General features: G+C 50.0%; 17 protein-coding genes and 1 pseudogene. 16 read left to right on the top strand and 2 right to left on the bottom strand.

What is annotated here, in order from left to right:
• The first annotated feature begins 56 nt into the window (after positions 1–56).
• The 4 genes from PMI17_RS02175 (at position 57) to PMI17_RS02155 (ending at position 4,968) form a co-directional block, all read left to right on the top strand.
• Positions 57–866 (top strand): inositol monophosphatase family protein, encoded by an 810-nt coding sequence (locus PMI17_RS02175; RefSeq protein ID WP_007885598.1) that lies wholly within the window; start codon positions 57–59, stop codon positions 864–866.
• 105 nt (positions 867–971) lie between these two features.
• Positions 972–2,330: an MFS transporter gene (locus PMI17_RS02170; RefSeq protein WP_036620010.1), complete on the top strand. Its 1,359-nt coding sequence runs from the start codon at positions 972–974 to the stop codon at positions 2,328–2,330.
• A 22-nt stretch (positions 2,331–2,352) separates the two neighbouring features.
• Positions 2,353–3,633: a histidine-type phosphatase gene (locus PMI17_RS02165; protein WP_007885594.1), complete on the top strand. Its 1,281-nt coding sequence runs from the start codon at positions 2,353–2,355 to the stop codon at positions 3,631–3,633.
• Positions 3,634–4,377: 744 nt separating this feature from the next.
• The gene (locus PMI17_RS02155) at positions 4,378–4,968 is read left to right on the top strand and encodes a DUF2913 family protein (protein ID WP_007885590.1); all 591 of its coding nucleotides are present in this window, start codon (positions 4,378–4,380) and stop codon (positions 4,966–4,968) included.
• A 107-nt stretch (positions 4,969–5,075) separates the two neighbouring features.
• Here PMI17_RS02155 and PMI17_RS24635 read toward each other — a convergent pair.
• Positions 5,076–5,234 (bottom strand): annotated as a pseudogene (locus tag PMI17_RS24635) (IS3 family transposase); the annotation flags it as partial.
• 724 nt (positions 5,235–5,958) lie between these two features.
• On the opposite strand from PMI17_RS24635, the gene PMI17_RS02150 reads away from it, so the two are divergent.
• From PMI17_RS02150 to argE, 5 genes are all read left to right on the top strand, one after another.
• A complete protein-coding gene (locus tag PMI17_RS02150) occupies positions 5,959–6,876 on the top strand; it encodes a LysR substrate-binding domain-containing protein (RefSeq protein WP_007885582.1) in 918 nt (305 codons plus the stop codon).
• A gap of 210 nt (positions 6,877–7,086) precedes the next feature.
• The gene (locus PMI17_RS02145) at positions 7,087–8,352 is read left to right on the top strand and encodes an NAD(P)/FAD-dependent oxidoreductase (RefSeq protein WP_007885581.1); all 1,266 of its coding nucleotides are present in this window, start codon (positions 7,087–7,089) and stop codon (positions 8,350–8,352) included.
• A 14-nt stretch (positions 8,353–8,366) separates the two neighbouring features.
• A complete protein-coding gene (locus PMI17_RS02140; RefSeq protein ID WP_007885577.1) occupies positions 8,367–8,801 on the top strand; it encodes a RidA family protein in 435 nt (144 codons plus the stop codon).
• Positions 8,798–9,472 (top strand): DUF1028 domain-containing protein, encoded by a 675-nt coding sequence (locus tag PMI17_RS02135; protein ID WP_007885575.1) that lies wholly within the window; start codon positions 8,798–8,800, stop codon positions 9,470–9,472. The genes PMI17_RS02140 and PMI17_RS02135 overlap by 4 nt, the downstream gene beginning before the upstream one ends.
• Entirely contained in the window at positions 9,465–10,616 is a 1,152-nt protein-coding gene (gene argE, locus PMI17_RS02130; protein WP_007885573.1) for an acetylornithine deacetylase, read from the top strand. The genes PMI17_RS02135 and argE overlap by 8 nt, the downstream gene beginning before the upstream one ends.
• Positions 10,617–11,047: 431 nt before the next feature.
• Here argE and PMI17_RS02125 read toward each other — a convergent pair whose 3' ends face one another.
• Entirely contained in the window at positions 11,048–11,947 is a 900-nt protein-coding gene (locus PMI17_RS02125; protein WP_007885572.1) for a LysR family transcriptional regulator, read from the bottom strand.
• A 388-nt stretch (positions 11,948–12,335) separates the two neighbouring features.
• Here PMI17_RS02125 and PMI17_RS02120 point away from each other — a divergent pair, with 388 nt between their 5' ends.
• The 7 genes from PMI17_RS02120 to PMI17_RS02090 all read left to right on the top strand — a co-directional run bounded on the left by PMI17_RS02120 (position 12,336) and on the right by PMI17_RS02090 (position 22,724).
• A complete protein-coding gene (locus PMI17_RS02120) occupies positions 12,336–12,686 on the top strand; it encodes a helix-turn-helix domain-containing protein (protein WP_007885571.1) in 351 nt (116 codons plus the stop codon).
• Positions 12,687–12,710: 24 nt separating this feature from the next.
• Positions 12,711–13,880, top strand: coding sequence for an efflux RND transporter periplasmic adaptor subunit (locus PMI17_RS02115; protein ID WP_007885570.1), 1,170 nt, complete (start codon positions 12,711–12,713; stop codon positions 13,878–13,880).
• Positions 13,880–17,017, top strand: a complete 3,138-nt coding sequence (locus tag PMI17_RS02110) for an efflux RND transporter permease subunit (RefSeq protein WP_007885569.1) — start codon at positions 13,880–13,882, stop codon at positions 17,015–17,017. Before PMI17_RS02115 ends, PMI17_RS02110 begins: the two co-directional genes overlap by 1 nt.
• Before the next feature lie 208 nt (positions 17,018–17,225).
• Positions 17,226–17,636, top strand: coding sequence for a cupin domain-containing protein (locus PMI17_RS02105; RefSeq protein ID WP_007885568.1), 411 nt, complete (start codon positions 17,226–17,228; stop codon positions 17,634–17,636).
• A 284-nt stretch (positions 17,637–17,920) separates the two neighbouring features.
• A complete protein-coding gene (locus PMI17_RS02100) occupies positions 17,921–18,829 on the top strand; it encodes an SDR family oxidoreductase (RefSeq protein WP_007885566.1) in 909 nt (302 codons plus the stop codon).
• Between the two features lie 106 nt (positions 18,830–18,935).
• The gene (locus PMI17_RS02095) at positions 18,936–20,288 is read left to right on the top strand and encodes an NTP/NDP exchange transporter (RefSeq protein ID WP_007885564.1); all 1,353 of its coding nucleotides are present in this window, start codon (positions 18,936–18,938) and stop codon (positions 20,286–20,288) included.
• Between the two features lie 195 nt (positions 20,289–20,483).
• Complete coding sequence (locus tag PMI17_RS02090) at positions 20,484–22,724, top strand: xanthine dehydrogenase family protein molybdopterin-binding subunit (protein WP_007885562.1); 2,241 nt, start codon at positions 20,484–20,486, stop codon at positions 22,722–22,724.
• The last annotated feature ends 2 nt before the right edge of the window (positions 22,725–22,726 follow it).

The raw sequence follows: 22,726 nt of genomic DNA, 5'->3' as shown, positions 1-22,726 counted from the left end.
TTCGGGGCTAATTTTTTGCCACAAAATGCACACGTGTGCATTATCGAGGAGAAGTTATGGCTACCCATGAAGTTGATTCGCTTTTGGCGCGTTATCGTTTTGCCTGCAGTCTTGCGGAGTCCGGGGGAAAGCTGGCCTATGAATTTTATCAGCAGCGCGACAGCCTGCTCACCGAACACAAGGGGGATGACCTGCAGGACGTGGTCAGCCGCGCCGACTGTGAGGTGGAGTCTTACGTTAAATCACGCATTGCAGAAGCCTTCCCGGGTGATGGATTTCTCGGTGAAGAGAGCGGCACCGTGGATGCGCAGCAGCGCGTGCTGTGGGTCGTGGACCCGATCGACGGCACCAGCTGTTTTCTCAACGGGCTGCACACATGGTGTCTGTCGTTGGCGATCGTAGTGGACGGAGAGCCGGTGATTGGGGTGGTGTACGATCCTAACCACCACGAACTTTTCCATGCTTTACAGGGGCAGGGCGCATGGCTGAATGACCGGAGGATCACCCCGCATGTGGCCACCACAGTGGCGGGCGGCGTGATGGGTGTGGGCACCTCGCACCGAGTTTCCTCGGCGGATTTCCTGCCGTTTCTTGATGAATTGCTGCAGCACGGCGGCATGTTTGTACGTAACGGCTCGGGAGCACTGATGAGTGCCTGGGCCGCTGCCGGGCGACTAATTGGTTACTACGAACCGCATATGAATCCGTGGGACGGCCTGCCCGGCATTGTGCTGATGCGCGAGGCCGGTGGCTCCACAAACGATTACCTGGCTAACGATGGCATCGCGCGCGGCAACCCGGTACTGCTGGCAAGTAAAACGCTCTACCCACAATTAAAACAATGGGTTAAACAACCCTTACGCTAACCTGCATGGGCAGGGCTTCTGATTCTGTACTCTACACAAAATGGATCCGGCCGTCAGGGATGATGCACAGCAATCAGTAACGCCTCCGCCTTCGGAGACAATATGATGTCAGGATTATTCAGCTATTTCCGCGCCAGCCCGGAGAAACACGCCGGCGCCTTCAATGAACAGCGCTTCCGCTTCGTACGGTGGCAGACGTTTCTGGCGATGACACTGGCGTACGTGACGTTTTACGTGTGCAGGCTGTCGTTTACCGTGGCCAAGAGCGCCCTGGTGGATCTCGGTATTTCACCCTCTGAGCTGGGCATGATCGGCTCCGCGCTATTTTTCAGCTACGCCATCGGCAAGCTGGTTAACGGGTTTATTGCCGACCACGCAAATGTGGTGCGCTTTATGAGCCTAGGTCTGCTGCTCAGCGCAGGCATGAACCTGATGATGGGCATGACCACCAACGCCATGCTGCTGGCCGTCTTCTGGGGCATCAACGGCTGGGCACAGTCGATGGGTGTGGGGCCGTGTGCGGTATCGCTGGCGCGCTGGTACGGCACGAAAGAGCGCGGGACTTTCTACTCGATATGGTCGACTGCCCACAACATCGGTGAGGCCATGACCTACATGGTGATCGCCGCGGTAATTGCCGGATACGGCTGGCACATGGGCTATCTCTCCACTGCCGCGCTGGGCGCAGCAGGCGTGGTGATCATGCTGCTGTTTATGCGTGACTCGCCGCAGAGCAGCGGTTTCCCGTCCATTCATGAAATCAGCAACGAACCTCTGGAAGAACACGAGGCAAAAAGCTCCATTCTGAAAAACCAGCTCTTCGCGCTGCGCAACCCGGCGCTTTGGACGCTGGCGCTGGCCTCAGCCTTTATGTACATCGATCGCTACGGCGTTAACTCCTGGGGCATTTTCTTCCTGCAGCAGGGCAAGGGCTACAGCACCGTGGAGGCCTCGGCTATCATCGGCGTCAATGCCATCGCGGGCATTGTCGGCACCATCCTGGCAGGCGTGCTGTCGGACCGTTTTTTTGCAAAGAACCGCAGCATTATGGCGGGTTTCATCAGCCTGATTAACACCGGTGGCTTTGCGCTGATGCTTTGGTCGCCTCACAGCTACTACACCGACATCATCTCCATGGTCATCTTTGGTGCCACCATCGGTGCGCTGACCTGCTTCCTCGGCGGCCTGCTAGCCGTGGACATTTCATCCCGTAAAGCGGCGGGCGCAGCTTTAGGTACCATAGGCATCGTCAGCTATGCTGGCGCCGGATTTGGCGAGTTTCTCACCGGCATCATCATCGACAAAACGTCGGTGATTGAGAACGGTAAAAAAATCTACGATTTTCACACGTTGTCCCTGTTCTGGGTGGCAGCCGGTCTCGTTTCCGCGCTATTGTGCTTTGTCACCGCCGTAATGGTGGCGAGACGCAGCGCCAGCGAACACCGCACCCTTTCTACCTCTTAATCAGCTCAATAAGGAAGACATTATGATGCCACGCAGACATCAGGTCGCCGCACGCCTGTTCATTGCCGGCGCACTGTGGTTGTGCGCTTCACAGGCGCATGCGGAAGCACAGTATCAGCTGGAGAAAGTCGTCGAGCTCAGCCGGCACGGCATTCGCCCGCCCACGCCGGGCAACCGTAAGGATATCGAAGCGGCCACACATCGCGCCTGGACGACCTGGACCACGCACGACGGAGAGCTCACCGGTCATGGCTACGCTGCCGTGGCGAACAAAGGGCGCTGGGAAGGCGAACATTATCGCGGGCTCGGCCTGCTGGCCGCCGGCTGCCCCCAGCCACAGGATGTATATGTGCGGGCCAGCCCGCTGCAGCGTACCCGAGCAACCGCACATGCCCTGGTTGACGGGGCTTTTCCCGGCTGCGGCGTGGAGGTCCATAGGGTGGAAGGGGATGACGATCCACTGTTCCAGACGGAAGCGTTTCCCGCCACCAATACCGACCCGGCAAAACAGTTCGCAGCAGTTAAAGCTAAGGCAGGGGATTTAACCGCACGTCAGCAGGTATTACAGCCAGCGGTGCAGGCGCTTAAACGTGCAGTCTGCAGCCCAAATGCTGAGTGCTCGTACTTCGACAAGCCCTGGCAGATTAAACAGAGTAAGACTGGTAAAGCCTCAATCGACGGCCTGAGCGTGCTGGCGAACATGGTTGAAACCCTGCGACTTGGTTGGAATGAAAATCTGCCGCTGAGCCAACTGGCGTGGGGCAATGTGACCTCATCTGCGCAGATTACGGCAGTACTACCATTGCTCACTGCGAATTACGACCTGAGTAACGATGTCATGTATACCGCGCAGAAACGAGGTTCGATACTGCTTAACACCATGCTGCAGGGCGTTGAGCAGGGTATATCCGGGACGTCGGATAAACTGCCGGATACGCGTTGGTTGCTCCTGGTAGCCCACGATACCAACATCGCCATGGTGCGTACTCTGATGAACTTTACCTGGACCCTTTCGGGCTACACGCGTGGCAACATTCCGCCGGGCAGCAGCCTGGTGTTTGAGCGCTGGCGCGATACGAAAAGCGGCGAGCGGTTCCTTCACGTCTATTTCCAGGGGCAGAGCCTGGATGACCTGCGACGCCTGCAGGCGATCGATAAGGAACATCCCTTGCTGCGGGAAGAGTGGCGTCAGTCTGGTTGCCGGATAACAGAAGTGGGGACGCTGTGTCCGATGAAGACGGCGCTGAAATCGCTTGGCAGGAATCTGGACTCCGCTTCCATCACGCCGGTAGGCTATCTGTAAGTCATTAGCCGGATGCGGTCAGACAGATATTCTGTCTGACCGTTGTAACCAGGACGCATATCAGATCTGAAATATTCCGGCTAAGCATCCAAACCTCATCATGTACCTGCTTTTCAGCTACTTTCTTTATATTGCGAGTCTTAAGGGAAAAGAGGTGCATGATACTGAAGTTAACGGAAGTTGAGCTCGTCGCACTGGTAGGCAGGCGTTTCGCATCAACTGGAGACTTTGCCGGGGCCAGCGTCACGACAATTCTGGAGGTCAGAATTCAGAATGGCAGGCAACTGGTTGTCCACGAGCTTTACGGTAGACAACGTAAAACGCCCCTCACGGTATTTATGCTCAGATTTCCCTACGCGTTGTCCTGAACACAGCTTGTTTTTTGTACCGGCATGCAATTGCCGTTTGAGGCGTGATGGGCTGCGTGTTTCACATCCAAAAATGCCGGTGCGGACCCTGAAAAGAACCCGCCAGAAGACGGGCTAAATAAATCAGTACAGAAATTCTCGTTTGCAACAGCGTAGCTGTATGTGCACCACGATATTACCCTGCCCAGGGTGGAATTTATATTTACCTTTTGTTACTGGTCATAGGAGTTATCTATAACCAGCGCTTCCGCTTACGCTGCCAGACTAATGCCATCAGAAGGGCAGGCAGGCTCCCCGATGAACAGGGATGAAATTGAAGACCGCTCGGGTTAGGATCGGTAGTTAAATCTGAATATCAACGAAAAATAATCAAAATATGGATACCTCAAACCTCTACGTCGATCACCTTGCCTGGTGCGGACTAGTCGCACTGAACATGGCGCGACAGGCCGGATCCGTCACTTCCGCAGCGCAGGAAAACCTCTTTTTATGCAGATGGCTGGCGACGGCAGAAAAGAAGCGTCTGTTCCGGCGTGAACTGGCTAATGACATACGCTGGCTACTCAGGGAGGGTCGGGAAAAAGGGCTTCGCGCGGATCTTCCGGGCAAGCTGGAATATCTCTGGCGGGCAAGCAGCGGCGATTTGCTGGCGCAGAATGATTTATTCCGCCTCCAGCACGTGATGCAAGCCATTACGCTGACGGGTATTAATTACGGCGTTCTCACGGAGTCTGAATGGGAAGGGCGCCATGCTGTAAAACTTAGCCTTAAAGTGCCGGGGCTATTTTTAAGAAAAAACGATCTGGAAACCGGATTTGATGACGATGGTCGTCAGATTAACCCTCTCGCTGTACGCATCACCGCCGACCTTAATGCCGTGGATGCGCTGCTGAAGCGCGCAGGATGGCAGCGTCACGCCATAACAACGGATCCGCAACGGCATCATTTAATGACATGTTCTCAGTAAAGTTTAGAGACGAACCCACGCGTTGCTGCGGCAAACCGTTAATCACTCCAGAGGCGACTTGACCACAAATGATGGAGTGACCCCTCTTCTGTAGATATTCACTGTCCTCACGACGAGGCTTTTTCGAAGGCCTCTTGACTGACGCCTCCCAGGGGACAGTGGCGTTGGGACCGTTTGTAGAACACTTCGATATAATCAAAGATATCAGCCCGGGCCATGTTCCGGGTTTTATATATCCGCATTCTGATGCGCTCTTCTTTTAGCGATCTGGTTCACGATATTGATGAAGCCAGCAAAATCCTGCCCGCTTCTTTCAACGCCGTCGTTCTGCTGGATAGAGTAACGCCTCCTAAGTGCCGTCTGTCATCCTAATGCGTGGGAGGCCTAAACGTTGTGAACTCTGTCTTCCACATGCCATGGTCGATAAATATGTAGCTCAATTCAGCAGGTGACATAGTTTTAGCAAGGGAGAAGAAATTTCTTTCTCGAAAAGATTTGCAGACATTTTTGTTTTATTACAGTGAGAAGTATGCGACTTGCTCTAATCAGAATGTCGGATGTTAAAGCGACAGGATAGAGGTACGAAGCATTTATTAACTTGTGGAGGCTTAAATTGAAAGCACTATTCAACTGTAAACAGAGGGTGGATTTTTAGGTCGAGCTCCTAATAACTTGCACGGTACAAATTGAATGAAATTGCATGCACTTAACCTGTGCATCCACTGCGTTGAATTGGAACACCGTGAGTTATTGTAGTGCAATAATTAAATGTGAGCCGAAAAATAAGGCTACATGAACATTGCAGATTGGAAAGTTTAAATAAGAAGGTCTAGTTACATGCTGTGTATACACTATCTTAAGGATAAAGGACAATTGAATAACTTTGTTATCATGATAAGACTTTGTGGCATAAGACTTGCTTAATAAAAGTTGATTAGCTTTTAGCTAATCAACTACTTCATTAAACAACATATTCCAAACGGTCTAATTATGACTCACTTCACTTTAAAACAGCTTAAGTATTTTGTCACTGTAGTTGAAACCGAGAGCATCGCTGAGGCTTCACGAGAATTGCACATTGCTCAACCTTCGATTTCCGTGGCGATTAAAAATTTGGAAGATGCCTTTGAGCAGCAACTCTTTATCCGTCACCATGCGCAGGGTGTGTCGCTCACTTCCAGCGGGCGCCGTTTCTATGAAAAAGCGCGTGAGTTACTGCGATTGTCTTATGAATTTGAACAAAGTTCGCGCGCCGATAATGAACTGGTCTGCGGTACCGTTGCGGTTGGCTGCTATGAGTCTGCTGCGCCGCTCTACATGCCGCGTTTGATAGCCGGCTTTAAAAAACTTTATCCAGAAATCACTATTCAACTGTATGACGGTGAGCAACATGAGCTGATGCACGGTCTGCATCGTGGGCGTTTTGATGTGGCATTTCTCTATGATCTAGAGCTGGGTAATGTTATTAAAAAAGAAGCCCTTAATGCGCCACACAAACCCTATGCATTGCTACCTGCCGCACATCCGTTAGCGCAAAAAAATAACGTAACACTACAAGAACTGGCTCGAGAGCCCATGATTTTGCTTGATGCAGTACCGAGTAAGAACTATTTCATCAGCATTTTTAAAGAGAATGGTTACAACCCTGAAGTCGCATATAGCTCGCCTTCAATTGAAATGGTGCGCTGCATGGTGGGCCAAGGCTTAGGTTTTTCAGTGCTGGTTACACGCCCTTATTCAGATATCACCTATGACGGCCAGCGGCTGGTTCAGCTGGATATTGTGGATGAGATGGCTGCTTCCACCTTAATTATGGCCTATCTACAAAACAATGAACCTACTCGACCGACACGGCTGTTCATGGATTATTGTCGCAGCATAGAATTATCTACAGCACCTATGGTTTGATGATTCTCATAAAGGGGTTTACTGGCGATGAATTAGCGAGCCACGGTGTTTTTTATTTCAATCACAACTTTCACCTTGTTCATTAAACCCTATTAATTTTCTATTCAGACGCCAGATTTATAATATTTTACCGCGTTCGTCCGCTCAAATAATCTTAAGCACTTCTTAATGAGTGAAATCCTGGCGCAATGCAGGAAGAAGGACGTGGAAATGACAACATCAGTGACTGAAACAGATACGTTAATCGTTGGCGCGGGTCAGGCGGGAGTCGCCATGAGCGAACACCTGACGCACCTCGGTATTCCGCATATTGTCGTGGAAAAAGATCGCATTGCTGAATCCTGGCGCAGCCGCCGTTGGGATTCACTTGTTGCTAACGGTCCAGCCTGGCACGACCGCTTTCCCGGCTTAGAGTTTCCTGACTGCTCGCCTGACAGCTTTGTGGGTAAAGAACAGGTGGCTGATTACTTCGCCAGCTATGCCGAAAAATATCAGGCACCTGTGCGTACTGGCGTTGAGGTGTTGAGCGCAGAGCGCAATACGGGTCACGCCGGATTCCGGGTGGAAACTTCTGCAGGGGTTTTCAATGTTCAGCGGATTGTGGCTGCAACGGGGCCTTTCCAGCGTCCGGTGATCCCTCCCATTGCGCCGCAAAATAGCGCGCTTTTCCAGATTCACTCTGCCGAATACAAAAATCCGCAGCAGCTTCCACAGGGTGGGGTGTTAGTGGTTGGCGCAGGTTCTTCTGGTGTGCAGATTGCAGACGAATTGCAGCGCGCAGGGAAGGACGTTTGGCTGTCGGTAGGAGCACACGACAGGCCTCCACGCGCCTATCGTAACCGTGATTTCTGTTGGTGGCTTGGGGTTCTGGGATTATGGGATGCAGCCGCAAATCAGCCGGGTAAAGAGCACGTCACTATTGCGGTAAGTGGAGCGCGTGGGGGACACACAGTGGATTTCCGCCGTCTGGCGCAGCAAGGGGTAAATCTGGTTGGACTGACGCAGAGTTTTAACGATAAGTACGTATCGTTCGGCGACGATCTCGCTCAAAACATAGCCAATGGAGATGCCAATTATTTATCATTACTGGATGCCGCTGATGCTTACATCCAACGTAATGGTCTTGATTTGCCTCCCGAACCGCAGGCGCGTGAGTTTTTGCCTGATCCGGCTTGTATCACCGACCCTACGCTGTCACTCAATCTCGCTGAAGCGGGCATTACCAGCATTATCTGGGCAACGGGGTATGTGGCAGATTACAGCTGGCTCAAGGTAAATGCATTTAATGAGCAACAGCGTCCTCTGCACCACCGTGGAGTTTCAAGCGAACCGGGCGTTTACTTCCTTGGCTTACCTTGGTTATCGCGTCGCGGATCGACATTTATCTGGGGTGTGTGGCATGACGCTAAATTCATAGCCGATCAGATCGCTATTCAGCGCCAGTATCAGCAATACCAAACTTCGCACGACTTTTAATTCACGGAGCCGCTATGCCCACTCATAAACGTATTCGCATGTTTAATACTAAAGAAACCTATCCTAACCAGTCTCTGGACAACGATCTTTGTCAGGCGGTGCGCGCCGGTAATACGGTCTATGTTCGCGGCCAGGTTGGAACCGATTTTAACGGTAACCTAGTGGGTCTGGGCGACCCAGGTGCCCAGGCTGAACAGGCGATGAAAAACCTTAAGCAGCTGCTGGAAGAAGCAGGAAGCGATTTGAGCCACGTGGTAAAAACGACGACTTACATCATTGACCCACGATATCGCGAACCCGTCTATAAGGAGGTAGGTAAATGGTTAAAAGGTGTCTTTCCTATCTCCACAGGATTGGTGGTCTCTGCGCTGGCACAGCCACAATGGTTAATGGAGATAGATGTGATCGCTGTTATTCCAGATGAGTGGAATAGCAAGGAGAAGCCATGACAATTTCGATTGCAGCGCGTTGTCCTGAGAGTGGGCAGCTGGGTATTGCTATTAGCTCTTCAAGCATTGCTGTAGGGGCTCGTTGTCCGTGGCTTGTGGCAGGCATTGGTGCTGTTTCCAGTCAAAATATTACGTTACCCGCGTTAGGGCAGCAAATCCTTGCGTTACTTGAAGCGGGTTCAACACCGCAGCAAGCCATGAAAAGTGCCCTGGCAGAAGATCGTTTCAGCGAGTATCGCCAAGTGACCGTTATCGATGCCAATGGCAGCATCATGGCATTCAGTGGTCAGAAAACACTGGGAATTCATCACGTGGTGCAGGGTGTAGATTGTGTGGCAGCAGGCAATATGTTGAAGGAATCATCGGTGATTACGGCAATGGTTACAGCCTTTGAGTCATCGAGTGGTGAGCTGACAAGCCGTCTGGTGACCGCCTTACAAGCGGGTATTGATGCTGGCGGTGAAGCGGGTCCGGTGCATTCAGCTGCGGTAAAAGTAGTGGACGATTATACATGGCCACTAGTAGATCTGCGTGTTGACTGGGCCGAAGAAGATCCGGTAGCCGTTTTAGCTAAGCTGTGGCAGGCTTATGAACCGCAAATGCAGGCCTATGTAACAAGGGCTCTGGATCCGCGCGAAGCCCCAAGTTACGGCGTCCCAGGTGATGATTAACGCGGCGCGTGACATTCTGGCGACGCTGCTGGCATTTGACACCACCAGCCGAGAATCTAATCTGGCGTTAATTGGCTGGATTGAGAATTTCCTAGACCAACGTGGTGTGTCGACAGTGCGAATTACCAATGCCGAGGGCACCAAGGCTAATCTTTACGCACGTATCGGGCCTGAGGGGGATGGTGGTGTGATGCTCTCTGGTCATACTGATGTGGTTCCGGTTGATGGACAAGACTGGCAAGTGCCGCCGTTCGCACTCACCGAGCGCGACGGCCGATTCTACGGGCGCGGATGTGCGGATATGAAAGGATTTCTGGCCTGCGTTTTGGCTTCGCTTGATAACTTTCTGGCGATGCCTCTACGCATGCCATTGCATCTTGCCTTTTCATATGATGAGGAAGTGGGCTGCCTCGGCGTACGCAGTATGATCGAATTGCTCCAGGCATCTAGCGAAAAACCTGCGCTGTGTATTATTGGTGAACCAACCGAGATGCAACCGGTTTATGGTCACAAAGGAAAAGTGGCGATGCGTTGTCAGATACATGGACGCGCCTGCCATTCTGCGTATGCTCCTGATGGCGTCAATGCTATTGAGTTTGCAGCCAAGATGATCAACCACTTGAATGAAAGTCGTGCGCATCTGGCGCTGCAGAAGGATACACGTTTTGACCCACCTTTCAGCACCCTTCAAATCGGCGTGATTCAGGGCGGTAGTGCATTAAATATTGTGCCACAGTATTGTCAGTTTGATTTTGAGATTCGCCATCTACCAGATATCAATATTGATGGCGTGTTGGATGAAGCGCAACGCTATGCACAGCAGCACCTTTTACCGTCAATGCGCGGCGTGGCAGAGGAGAGCGCTATTCATTTTACGCCGCTAAGCCGCTACCCTGGCTTACTCACCGATCCGCAGTCTCAGTTTGCACAGTGGTTATCACAATGGAGCGGCTGCAATCAATTCTCCACCGTTGCTTTTGGCACTGAAGGCGGGTTGTTTGATGAGGCAGGCATCGCCACAATGATTTGCGGACCGGGTAGCATGGAACAAGGACACAAACCTGATGAATTTGTGGCTGTTGAACAAATCGATAAATGCATTCAGATGTTATCAAAACTTGCAGAATGGATGTTGATAAAATAATTACAAGTGAGAAAATTGTAAGTCATTAAATTATATATCAATTATAATAGTACGCCGTATTATGTCAGCTTGAATTATTTACCCTGACGCCATATACAGGGAATTAAGCTGTTCTGAACTTCGCGGCTTCAGGATAAGGGCAGTGAAGATGATTCATGCACCGCCACTCATTAGCTTTCTTCATAGCTTCGAGATGGTAACAGGGGCAACTATAGGTCAAACTCTAATCGGAACCTAAACTAGTCCACGGAAACCGCACTGCGCAAACTGATCTCTGTATCCAGCTTTTGCATTGCACTACCAAAACTCAGCCTCCCTGCAGCTGTGTCAGCAAATTGGTACATATTTAGGTGGCGATCATCGCTAGTTTGAATGAATTTGTCCTTCTGTAAGCTGCTATTATTAATAAATACATCTAACCCACCAACACATTACACTGGGCCATGATAGCGCACCGCTTCAATCAATTTCGAGAACGCCGCGGTGTGCTGTTTGCGGCTGGGATAATACAAATAGTAACCACTAAAGGATTCGCACCAGTCGGTCAATACGCACTGCAACAGACCTCCATCGATATATTTCTGCACGGCATCTTCAGGTGCATAGACAATTCCCATACCGCTAAGTGCTGCTTCAATTCGCGAACTGAGGTTGTTGAAAATAAGCTGCCCCTCAACTTTAACGCGAATATCTTTTTTATCTTTGGTGAACTCCCAGCTATACAACCCACCCAATGTCGGCAAGCGCATATTGATACAGTTGTGATGCTGCAACTCATACGGTGTTTCAGGAATACCGTGATTTCTAAAATACTCGGGCGTCGCAACCACCAGCATTCTCCAGTCAGGGCCGATGCGCACCGCCACCATATCCTTTTCAACCTGCTCGCCTAATCTCACCCCTGCATCAAAACGCCCGCTAACGATGTCGTTTAACGTGTTATCAACAGAGAGTTCAATATTCACTTCGGGGTATTCCTGAAGATAAGGCTTAATTAATGGCCAAAGCGTGGAGTGCAGCGCATGTTCACCGGCGGTAATCCGGATATTGCCCGAGGTCCGCGTCTGGTGTTCGGTCAAAGCCACCAGCGCCTTTTCAATATCTGACATCAAGGGCGCAATATTCCGGATAAGTTGTTCGCCGGCTTCCGTAGGTGCCACACTACGGGTGGTGCGCGTCAACAGCCGCGTCTTAAGCCGCTCTTCCAGGCCGCGCATGGCATGGCTTAGCGCGGATTGAGAGACACCCAATTTGGCGGCAGCACGGGTAAAACTGCGTTCTCGGGCGACCATCACCAGATACACCAGATCGCTGAAATTTTCTCTTAGCATCGCCTACTCACATCTCTGTCCGGGTTCAATGAAACTATCATAAGCAAGCTGAAACATATGTGGCTATTTCACATATCGCTTCTCACCGCAGTCGTTCACTTTGAAGTGGATCACTCTATAGCATCTGTACTACCGACTTGTTCACTTTATGATGCATTACTCATGAAAGAATCTCATAAAGCCTATCTGATTTCATATGCTAATAATCTGTATCTTGTAATGTTACTCTTAATTCAGTCGCAAGAGATGTCGTTCACTGGCGAGATAGATTCGAAAGCACACCATACCGTCTTTATAGCTTATCCGCTCAGTTAAACGGAGCGCCGGGCATTCTATTGCTTTCAATTGTTTCGCCTTTACTTTGACTAAGAATAGAACGGGTGAAATTATGGATCGTTATGAGAAAATTGTTTATGAACTGGCCGAGTGGATTAAAGCTAACATTCATTCTCCGTTAAAAATAGAACAGGTTGCCGAGCGCGCAGGCTACTCCAAATGGCATCTGCAAAGAATGTTTCATCGTATTATGCACGTCAGCCTTGGCCACTATATTCGTGACCGAAAGCTGGAATCTGCAGCCAAAGACTTGCTGCGTAGCCACGAGACGGTTATCGATATTTCAGTGAAATATGGTTATGACTCACAACAGTCATTCACCCGATCCTTTGTGCGAAAATATAACCTCCCGCCTGCCAGATTTCGTCGATTAAATATGCAACACCTCACTATACCAATATAATTTCACTTACAAGGGATCTCAGTAATGCCGATTAAATGGGCGCTAACCCCCAGTGCGCTATTCTGTTCATTTATTGCATTGACGCTTTCAGGTTGTGATAACTCGACGGGCAGTGAAATGCCGGCGAAAAATGCGCCCCAGGTAAACGTTGTTACGCTACACACCCAATCCCTGCCGGTTACCACCGAACTTCCCGGACGTACTTCTGCCTTTCGCGTGGCAGAAGTACGTCCGCAGGTTTCAGGTTTGGTATTAAAGCGTGCATTTACCGAAGGCAGTGATGTAACCGCCGGACAAAAGCTATATCAAATCGATCCCGCTCCTTTTCAGGCAGCTTATGACAATGCGCGCGCCGCACTGGCGGAATCCGAAGCCAACGCCCGCATGGCGCAAGCCACACTGCAGCGTTATCGCCCCTTAGCCGGCACGCAATACATCAGCCGTCAGGATCTGGACCAGGCGGAAGCCACTGCAGCACAGACGCGCGCTAACGTAGACTCGGCAAAGGCAGCACTCAACAGTGCGCGCATCAACCTCAACTGGAGCAGCATTGCGGCTCCCATTGCAGGGCGCATTGGCCGTTCTTCCGTTACCGAAGGAGCACTGGTGCAAAATGGCCAGACGGATGCACTGGCGACCGTGCAACAACTCGATCCTTTGTACGTTGATGTCACTCAATCCAGCCAGGATTTCCTCCGGTTGCAGCAGGAGCTGGCTTCAGGTCAGTTGCAGCAAAACAACGGCAAAGCGCTGGTGCACGTGATCCTGACCGATGGTTCCGTTTATCCACAACAGGGCACCTTAGCCTTCTCTGATGTCACTGTGGATCAGACCACTGGCTCAATCACCCTACGCGCCATCGTACCCAACCCGGATCACGCCTTGCTGCCTGGCATGTTTGTTCGCGCCCGACTCGACGAGGGCACCAATCCACAGGCCATTCTGATCCCGCAACAGGCAGTTACGCGCACGCCACGTGGCGATGCCACCACTCTGGTGGTGAGTCCTGACAATAAAGTGGAAGTTCGCAGTCTATCGGTCTCACAAACCGAAGGCGATCAATGGCTGGTGACGGGCGGTGTTAAGGCCGGGGAACGGGTGATTGTCTCGGGCATTCAGCGCGCGCAGCCCGGTCAACGTGTCGCCCCGGTTGATATGACTGCCAATGCTGCTGCACAAGGAACTGCTCACTGATGTCCAAATTCTTTATTAACCGCCCGATTTTTGCCTGGGTGCTGGCCATTATTGTCATGCTGGCAGGGGCTATTTCCATCATGCGATTGTCGGTGGAGCAATATCCTGACGTCGCACCGACCGCTATTCAGATCCGCGTAACTTATCCCGGCGCCGATGCCACTACTCTGCAAAATACTGTCACCCAGGTGATCGAACAGAATATGAGTGGGCTGGACGGGCTGATGTATATGTCATCGACCAGCGATTCATCCGGCACGCTGGAACTGAAACTCTCCTTCGAAAATGGCACCGATGCGGATATCGCTCAGGTACAGGTGCAAAACAAACTGCAGCTGGCGACACCGCTGCTACCGCAGGAGGTTCAGCAACAGGGGATTACCGTGCGTAAATCCTCCAGCACCTTCTTCCTGGTACCGGCATTTGTCGATGAAACCGGCAAAATGAGCATGGAAGATATCGCCGATTACGTTGGCTCGAATATCAAAGATCCGCTCAGTCGTATCAGCGGCGTCGGTGATTCCACGCTGTTCGGCTCGCAATATGCTATGCGTATCTGGCTCGATCCCAATAAGCTGAATAACTACCAGCTGACGCCGGTGGATGTGATGAGCATGATCGAATCACAAAACGCGCAGATTGCTGCCGGGCAGTTAGGTGGTGCGCCGCCGGTGAAAGGCCAGCAGCTGAATGCCTCTATCATCGCGCAGACGCGGCTCACCTCACCGGAAGAGTTCGGCAATATTCTGTTAAAAGTGAATGCAGACGGATCGCAGGTGCGGTTGCATGATGTGGCGCGTATCGAGCGAGGCGGCGAAAACTATAACTTTGTGGTGAAGGTGAACGGCAAACCGGCCTCAGCGCTGGGGATCCAGCTGGCCACCGGTGCCAACGCGCTGGATACCGCCAAAGCCATCCGGGCCAAAATCGCGCAGCTTCAGCCCTATTTCCCTCAGGGTATGAAGGTGGTGTATCCGTACGACACCACGCCATTTATCAACATCTCGATTCATGAGGTGGTGAAGACGCTCGCCGAAGCCATCATCCTGGTGTTTCTGGTGATGTATCTGTTCCTGCAGAGTTTCCGCGCCACGCTGATCCCGACCATTGCCGTACCCGTAGTGTTACTGGGCACCTTCGGCATTCTCAGCATGTTTGGCTATTCGATTAACACCCTGACCATGTTCGGCATGGTGCTGGCAATCGGGCTACTTGTCGATGATGCCATTGTGGTGGTTGAAAACGTTGAGCGCGTGATGGCTGAGGAAGGCCTCAAACCCAAGGCGGCCACGCGTAAATCGATGGAGCAGATTCAGGGCGCGCTGGTCGGCATTGCGCTGGTGCTCTCCGCCGTGTTTGTTCCCATGGCCTTTTTCGGCGGCAGTACTGGCGTTATCTATCGCCAGTTCTCAGTCACCATCGTTTCTGCCATGGCGCTCTCGGTGCTGGTGGCATTAATTCTCACCCCGGCGTTATGCGTCACCATCCTCAAACCGGTTAAGCCGGGTCAACACGGCCATCAGCGCGGATTTTTTGGCTGGTTCAACCGTAAATTTGATCAAAGCGCGGAGCATTACACCTCTTCCGTGGGCCGCATGGTGCATAAGTCAGGCCGCTATTTGCTGATATACGGCGTGATTGTGGTGGGGATGGCGGTGTTGTTTATGCGCCTGCCCACCTCATTCCTACCGGCTGAAGATCAGGGCGTCTTCGCGACGCAGGCGATTCTGCCAGCGGGTGCGACGCAGGAACGCACGCAAAAGGTGCTCGACCAGATTAATGACTATTACCTGACACAGGAAAAAGCCAACGTTGAAAACGTGCTTACCGTTAACGGTTTTGGCTTTGCCGGACGCGGCCAGAATGTCGGCATCGCGTTTATCGGCCTGAAGGACTGGGAACAGCGCACCGGGGCGGAGAATAAAGTCGATGCCATTGTCAGCCGCGCCACACAGGCTTTTTCCAGCATCGTCGATGGTACGGTCGTCGCGTTCAACCTGCCGCCAATTATTGCGCTGGGTAATGCCACGGGATTTGATTTTGAACTGATTGACCAGGCAAACCTCGGCCATGACAAACTGATTGAAGCCCGTAATAAGCTGCTGGATCTGGCGCGGCAGCATCCCGATGTCCTGACCGCCGTGCGTCCCAACGGCATGGAAGATAACCCGCAATACAAAATTAATATCGATCAGGAAAAAGCCACCGCGCTTGGCGTAACGCTGGACGATATCAACGCCACGCTGAGTGCCGCATGGGGTGGCAGCTACGTGAATGATTTTATCGATCACGGCAGGGTGAAAAAAGTCTACGTGATGAGTGATGCACCCTATCGCATGATGCCGAAAGACATGGGCGACTGGTACGTGCGCGCCAGCAACGGGAAAATGGTGCCCTTCTCCAGCTTCTCAACCGCGCAATGGGTTTATGGCTCACCGCGTCTGGAGCGTTACAACGGTTTATCTTCGGTAGAGATCCTCGGACAGCCCGCGGCGGGACGTAGTTCCGGTGAAGCCATGGCGCTGATGGAGCAACTCGCTTCTCAGTTACCTGACGGCATCGGCTATGACTGGACAGGCATGTCTTACCAAGAACGTCTTTCCGGCGATCAGGCTCCTGCGCTGTATGCGTTGTCGTTAATCGTGGTGTTCCTGTGCCTCGCCGCGCTGTATGAGAGCTGGTCCATTCCCTTCTCGGTGATGCTGGTGGTGCCGCTGGGTGTGGTCGGTGCGCTGGCCGCGACGACGCTCAGAGGCCTAAGCAATGATGTCTACTTCGTGGTCGGCCTGCTTACCACCATTGGCCTGGCAGCGAAGAACGCGATTCTGATCGTGGAATTCGCCAAGGATCTGACGGAGAAAGAGGGTAAAGGCATCATCGAAGCCACCCTTGAAGCCTCACGCATGCGCTTACGCCCGATATTGATGACGTCGCTGGCTTTCATTCTCGGTGTACTTCCTTTGGCCATTAGCACCGGTGCGGGTTCAGGCGCACAGAATGCTGTAGGTACTGGCGTAATTGGCGGCATGGTAGCAGCCACACTTTTGGCGATTTATTTTGTACCAGTCTTTTTTGTCGTGGTGCGCAGCCGCTTTAGTGGGAAAACAAATGATGAAGATGATGAGGACGACCAATAAGAGTTAGCTAAATATTATTTTGATGAATTAGTCAGCTTTTGTAGAAAAATCAAAGCCAGCTTTATAAAAGCTGGCGATATTTCGTTATAAAAGCGCTCGCAATTTAATGAATATTGCTCATAGGTGCATTCTGAACTCAGTAGTAATAATCGTCGTATTGGTTTGTTAAAGTGAACTGACTAATGATTACCGAAATGAGGAACATGACATGTTGAAAATTATTGCAAACGGCTCGGTACCTTCAAACAAAGGTCCGGAACAGTATTTTACTGGAACAGTAAGAATTGATGCACCTTTCAGTGGTACAGAATCCTCTCGAGTTGGCGGTGCCACAGTGACTTTTGAACCGGGAGCACGTACGGCATGGCACACGCATCCACTTGGACAAACGCTCATTATTACACACGGCCAGGGCTGGATTCAGTGTGAAGGTGAAGATACTGTCGTGATGAATCAGGGCGATATCATTTTCATCCCTGAAGGTATCAAACATTGGCATGGTGCTACACGGGATAATTCCATGACACACATTGCTATTGCTGAATCATTAAACGGCAGTCCCGTTGAATGGCTGGAAAAAGTGACCGATGAGCAATACAAAGTCAATTTAACGAAGTAAAAAAATACGCCTAAATCATAGCAACCCAGTGGTTATTGATTAAATAATAAATGTTTATATCCAAGGCCTTTCCAAAGTGGCCTTGGCTCAAGTTGTTCACCGATAATGTTTTTGTAACCTCTCTGGCGATTAAACACCTAAACTCCTGAAACTGACAGTTCTGTTATCTTCAGGTCAGCTTAGTGACAGCTTTCTTAATTACAATTCTAAAACCAGAAGAAATGCCCCCTTAATTTTATTGCTCTAGTGGCAGTGGGGTGGCAACGACTGTTTGAGAGGATTACATGAATATTGTTCTATCCAATTTAATTTTGGTGATGATGTTAGGCACAACTTTTATTTTTAGCAACGTCTCAGCGGCGTCGCCGAGTTCGCAAAATCGTGCTGCAACTGAGACACATGATCAAAAGGAGAATCTCTTGGATAGGCAAAAACCGATTATATTAGTAGTGGGTGCGAGTGGCAGTATCGGCCAACCCGTCGTTGAGCAAGCCTATAGAAAAGGCTATGAAACCCGAGCTCTTGTCAGAGATCCTAAGCAGGCCAGATTGTTTCCCGAAGGTGTCGAAGTTGTAGTGGGTGATTTAACCCGTCCTGAAACGCTTCATGAAGCCGTTATCGGTGTCACTGGTATTATTTTTACGCACGGCATTAGTGGAAACGATCCAAAGGGTGCGGAGCAGGTAAACTATGGAGCGGTACGTAACATCCTTAGTGTGCTTAAAGCGCCAGCGAGAATAGCCCTGATGACAACTGTGGGCGTGACGAAACCGACGGTTGGACACGACTGGAAACGTCGTGGAGAAAGGCTTGTCCGTGCAAGTGGTTTGCCATACACCATTGTTCGGCCCGGTTGGTTTGACTATAACGACAGCGATCAGCATCAGCTGGTTTTACGCCAGGGAGATACTCATTGGACTGGTTCACCATCAGATGGTGTTGTCTCGCGCAGCCAGATTGCCCAAGTTCTTGTTGAGTCACTCACATCTTCATCGGCAAATCATAAAACGTTTGAGTTAGTTGCTGAAAAGGGGCCAGCCCAAACAAATCTGGATCCTTTATTCGCTGCTTTACCCGCTGATCCAGCAGAGCAAATAGACGCAATTAACGACAGAGATAATTTACCTTTGAAAGAAGAGCCAAAAAATGTTTTGCGCGACATTGATTTGGTTCGCGAACAGTTTAAAAAATAAGATCTTTACTCTAAATTACATTTAAACAGGGTAATGAATAATTACCCTTCTTACAGTTTAATTTTGACTTTAAACTTCAGCCTGAACGTGAGGAATACAAAGCATTATGACCTCATTCATTACACTTTTTAATAAAAATAAATCAATGAGGATAGCTGACAATTTCCTTAAAAGCATTGTACGTATAAATCCTGGTGAAGGCAGGGCGTTGCTTTGGTCATGGTTGTATATTTTTTCGCTTTTTTTAGCTTACTACGTACTTAGACCTATTCGCGAAGAAATGGGCGTTGCTGGAGGAGTGAAAAATTTACCTTGGTTATTTAGCGGAACATTGATTGCAATGATTCTGATTAACCCCATATTTGCTTTGGTAGTGAAACATTGGCCTAGAGAAAAATTCATTGCCATTAGTTACCGTTTTTTTATGTTTAATATCGTTATTTTTATTCTGCTTCTTTCGTTTGTCACATCAGAGCAGCGTGTATGGATAGGGCGTGCATTTTTTATATGGGTGTCAGTTTTCAACCTCTTCGTTATTTCTGTTTTTTGGTCTTTTGTAGTCGATATTTTTTCCGCAGATCAAGCTAAACGCCTCTTCGCTTTCTTGGCTTCCGGTGCCACGGTAGGAGGAATAGTAGGTTCTTCAATAACTTCTGTTCTGGTTGAGATTATTGGCCAGAATTGGCTTTTGGTTCTTTCAATCATTCTTTTAGAATTTGCAGTTTTTGCGGCTCGTCGATTGTCATCAATAAGCGATTCCTTCAAACTCCCTATTGAACAAGAAGAAGCACACCGACCATTAAAAGGCAGTCTTTTTTCCGGAATAATTCACACTTTCAGATCACCCTACCTATTGGGGATCGCTATATTCATTCTATGCTATGCCATTACTTCAACAATCCTCTATTTTCAGCAGGCTACAATTGCAGCTCAAAATTTTACTGATTCTTCTTCTCGTACAGCATTCTTCGCCAGTATTAATCTCTGGATAAATGGCATCACGTTAGTTATTCAACTCTTTCTTACGGGCCGAATTATTGCCTGGATTGGAATTGCATTTACCTTATGTGCAATGCCGTTGTTGAGCATTTTAGGTTTTTCTGGTTTAGCTGCGTTCCCCAGCATCGGTATTTTCATCGTTTTTCAGGTCGCTCGTAGCGTAAGTAATTATGCGCTAACTCGTCCTGCTCGTGAGGTGCTTTTTAGTGCTGTCTCGCGCGAAGATAGATATAAGACTAAAAACTTTATTGATACCGTTGTTTATCGCACGGGTGATCAGGTTGCGGCTTGGAGCTATGCCGGAATGCTTGCTGTTGGGTTGAGTTTGACGGGTATCGCTGTAGTAGCTATACCCTTATCAGCAGCATGGCTTTTGTTGGGGCTTTGGCTAGGCCAGCGTCAGGAAAAATGGCAACGTCATAGCAGTAAAGAAGATTTGGTAGAAGCGTTACATGATTAATTAATGTGGCTCATAGCCCCTATCTCAAAACGCGTATTATCTCAAAATTATCTGCATGATACTTTTGAAGATTAGTGTCCGTAAGCCTGAATCGCTGGCATTCATAAATTTAGATTAAAAATATCGCCAGTGATTTTATCAATAACCCATCAAAAACTTAGAAGAACGATTAACATTTTTTTGGAGCATGGTGCGATGGATATTCCCGACATTCAGTTTTCAAGACGCCGTTTTATGGCGGGTGCAGGCGCGCTAATTATCGGAGCCTGGCTTCCTGCAAAAGCGGTTCGAGCGGCTGCAATTACTGCCAATGAACCTCACGCTGTGAATGGGATAGCTGAAAAATTTAGTGCGAATGCTTTTGTGCAAATAGGCGCTGATGACATCGTCACTGTACTCAGCAAGCATACTGAAGTTGGCCAGGGTATTTATACCGCCATGGCGACACTCATTGCGGAAGAACTGGACGCTGACTGGTTAAATGTTCGGGTAATTGCGGCTCCCGTAGACACGAATGTTTATAAAAATCTTAAAATGGGTATTCAAGGGACTGGCGGGTCCAGCGCCGTTGCTAATGCTTACGAGCAGATGCGCCAAATGGGTGCGATTGCCCGTATTATGCTGATTAACGCAGCGGCGCACGAATGGAAAGTGCCCGCTAACGAGATTACCGTTGATAATGGAGTGATTCACCATATTAACAGCAGTCGCTCAGAACGCTTTGGCCATTTTGCCAAGCTTGCCTCTACGCTTAATCCTCCTTCCCTGGATGATATTCACCTAAAATCCGCCGCTGATTTTAAATTAATCGGTAAAGTTGGCGGTACACACCGGGTTGATTCAGACGCGAAGACAAATGGTAGTGCTTATTTCTCTCAGGATATCCAAGAGAAAAATATGCTGACCGTGATAATTAAAAAACCTCCTTACTTTGGCGCAACATTAAAGTCATTTGATGCCAGCGATTCTTTAGAAATTCCGGGAGTTGTAGCGGTTAAGTCTACGGAATCTGGCGTAGCGGTATATGCCCGTTCATCATGGGCTGCGATTCGTGGCCGGGATAAATTACACACTGAATGGGACGAATCTGCTGCAGAAAAACGCAGCACAGATGCACTGTTTACAGAATTTAGAGAAAAAGCCAAATTGCCTGGCGCAGTGGCCGCGCAGCGTGGAAATCCAGATCACATCTTCAATGACATAAATTTAGATAAGGTAATTGAAGCGGAATATACCTTCCCGTGGCTGGCTCATGCACCAATGGAGCCTCTCGCTGCCTATATGCTTTGGGATGGTGAGAGCGTTCAGGCCAAATATGGCTGCCAAATTCAAACGCTCGACCAAAAACAGTTATGCGAATACTTCCAGCTTCCTCCGGAAAAGGTGCATATCGAGACCATTCTGGCTGGCGGCAGTTTCGGAAGGCGTATCGACCTTGGTAATAAAGTGATCGGTCCTGATCTTGCGCTTGACTTATCTGCTGTCGCGAAAGCAATAGGCCCAGGGCAGGGAGTGAAACTTATCTCCACCCGCGAAGACGATTTAACCGGCGGTTGGTATCGGCCGATGGTGTTGCATCGCTTTCGAGCCGCGATTAAAGATAACAAAATTATCGCGTGGACAAATACCATTGCAGGGCATTCATTTACTGTAAACAGCGCCTTTGCAGCAATGATCAAAGATGGCGTTGACCGCACCATGGTGGAGGGAGCCAAGGAGACACCCTATACCTTTGACCATTTTCGCTGCGATGCCCATATTATTCCAAGCAAAGTTCCCGTCACCTCATTGCGCTCAGTTGGTAGTACGCATACCGGTCACGCGGTTGAAAGTTTTATCGATCAATTGTTGCATGAAACCGGCCAGGATCCTGTAGAGGGAAGGCTTGCTCTAATGAAAAATGCACCGCGTGAAGCAGGCGTGCTTCGCGCCGTAGCTAAAGCTGCTAACTGGACTGGTTCTGTGGCTTCCGAAGGCAGAATGCGTGGCGTTGGCGTGGCGAAAGCATTTGGAACAAGTGTGGCGCAGATTGCCGAAGTCTCCATTGGTCCCGGCGGCGTGCCAAAAGTTCATAAAGTCTGGTGTGCAGTAGATTGCGGTATCGCAGTTAATCCTGATGTCATCAAGGCGCAAATTGAAGGCGGTATCGGTTACGGCCTCAGTATTGCGCTTTACGGCAATATTTCGATGAAAGATGGCCGTATAGAACAAACAAATTTCAACAGTTATCGTCCTCTGCGTATTCATGATATGCCTGAAATAGAGGTTGTCATCGTTCCGTCTTCTGAGGCCCCTAGCGGCGTTGGCGAACTTGGTGTACCCGTTATAGCCCCCGCGGTAGGGAATGCACTGGCTTTGCTTGGCCGACCACGCAGCAGCTTAAGTCTTCCTTTCCATCGTATTGGCTCATCGACGTCGCAACCACCTAAGGCATAACC

The organism is Pantoea sp. GM01 (assembly GCF_000282675.1).
In the GTDB taxonomy this organism is placed as follows: domain Bacteria; phylum Pseudomonadota; class Gammaproteobacteria; order Enterobacterales; family Enterobacteriaceae; genus Pantoea; species Pantoea nemavictus.
The sequence above is the reverse complement of the archived record's forward strand: the minus strand, read 5'-3'. Positions and strand labels throughout refer to the sequence as shown.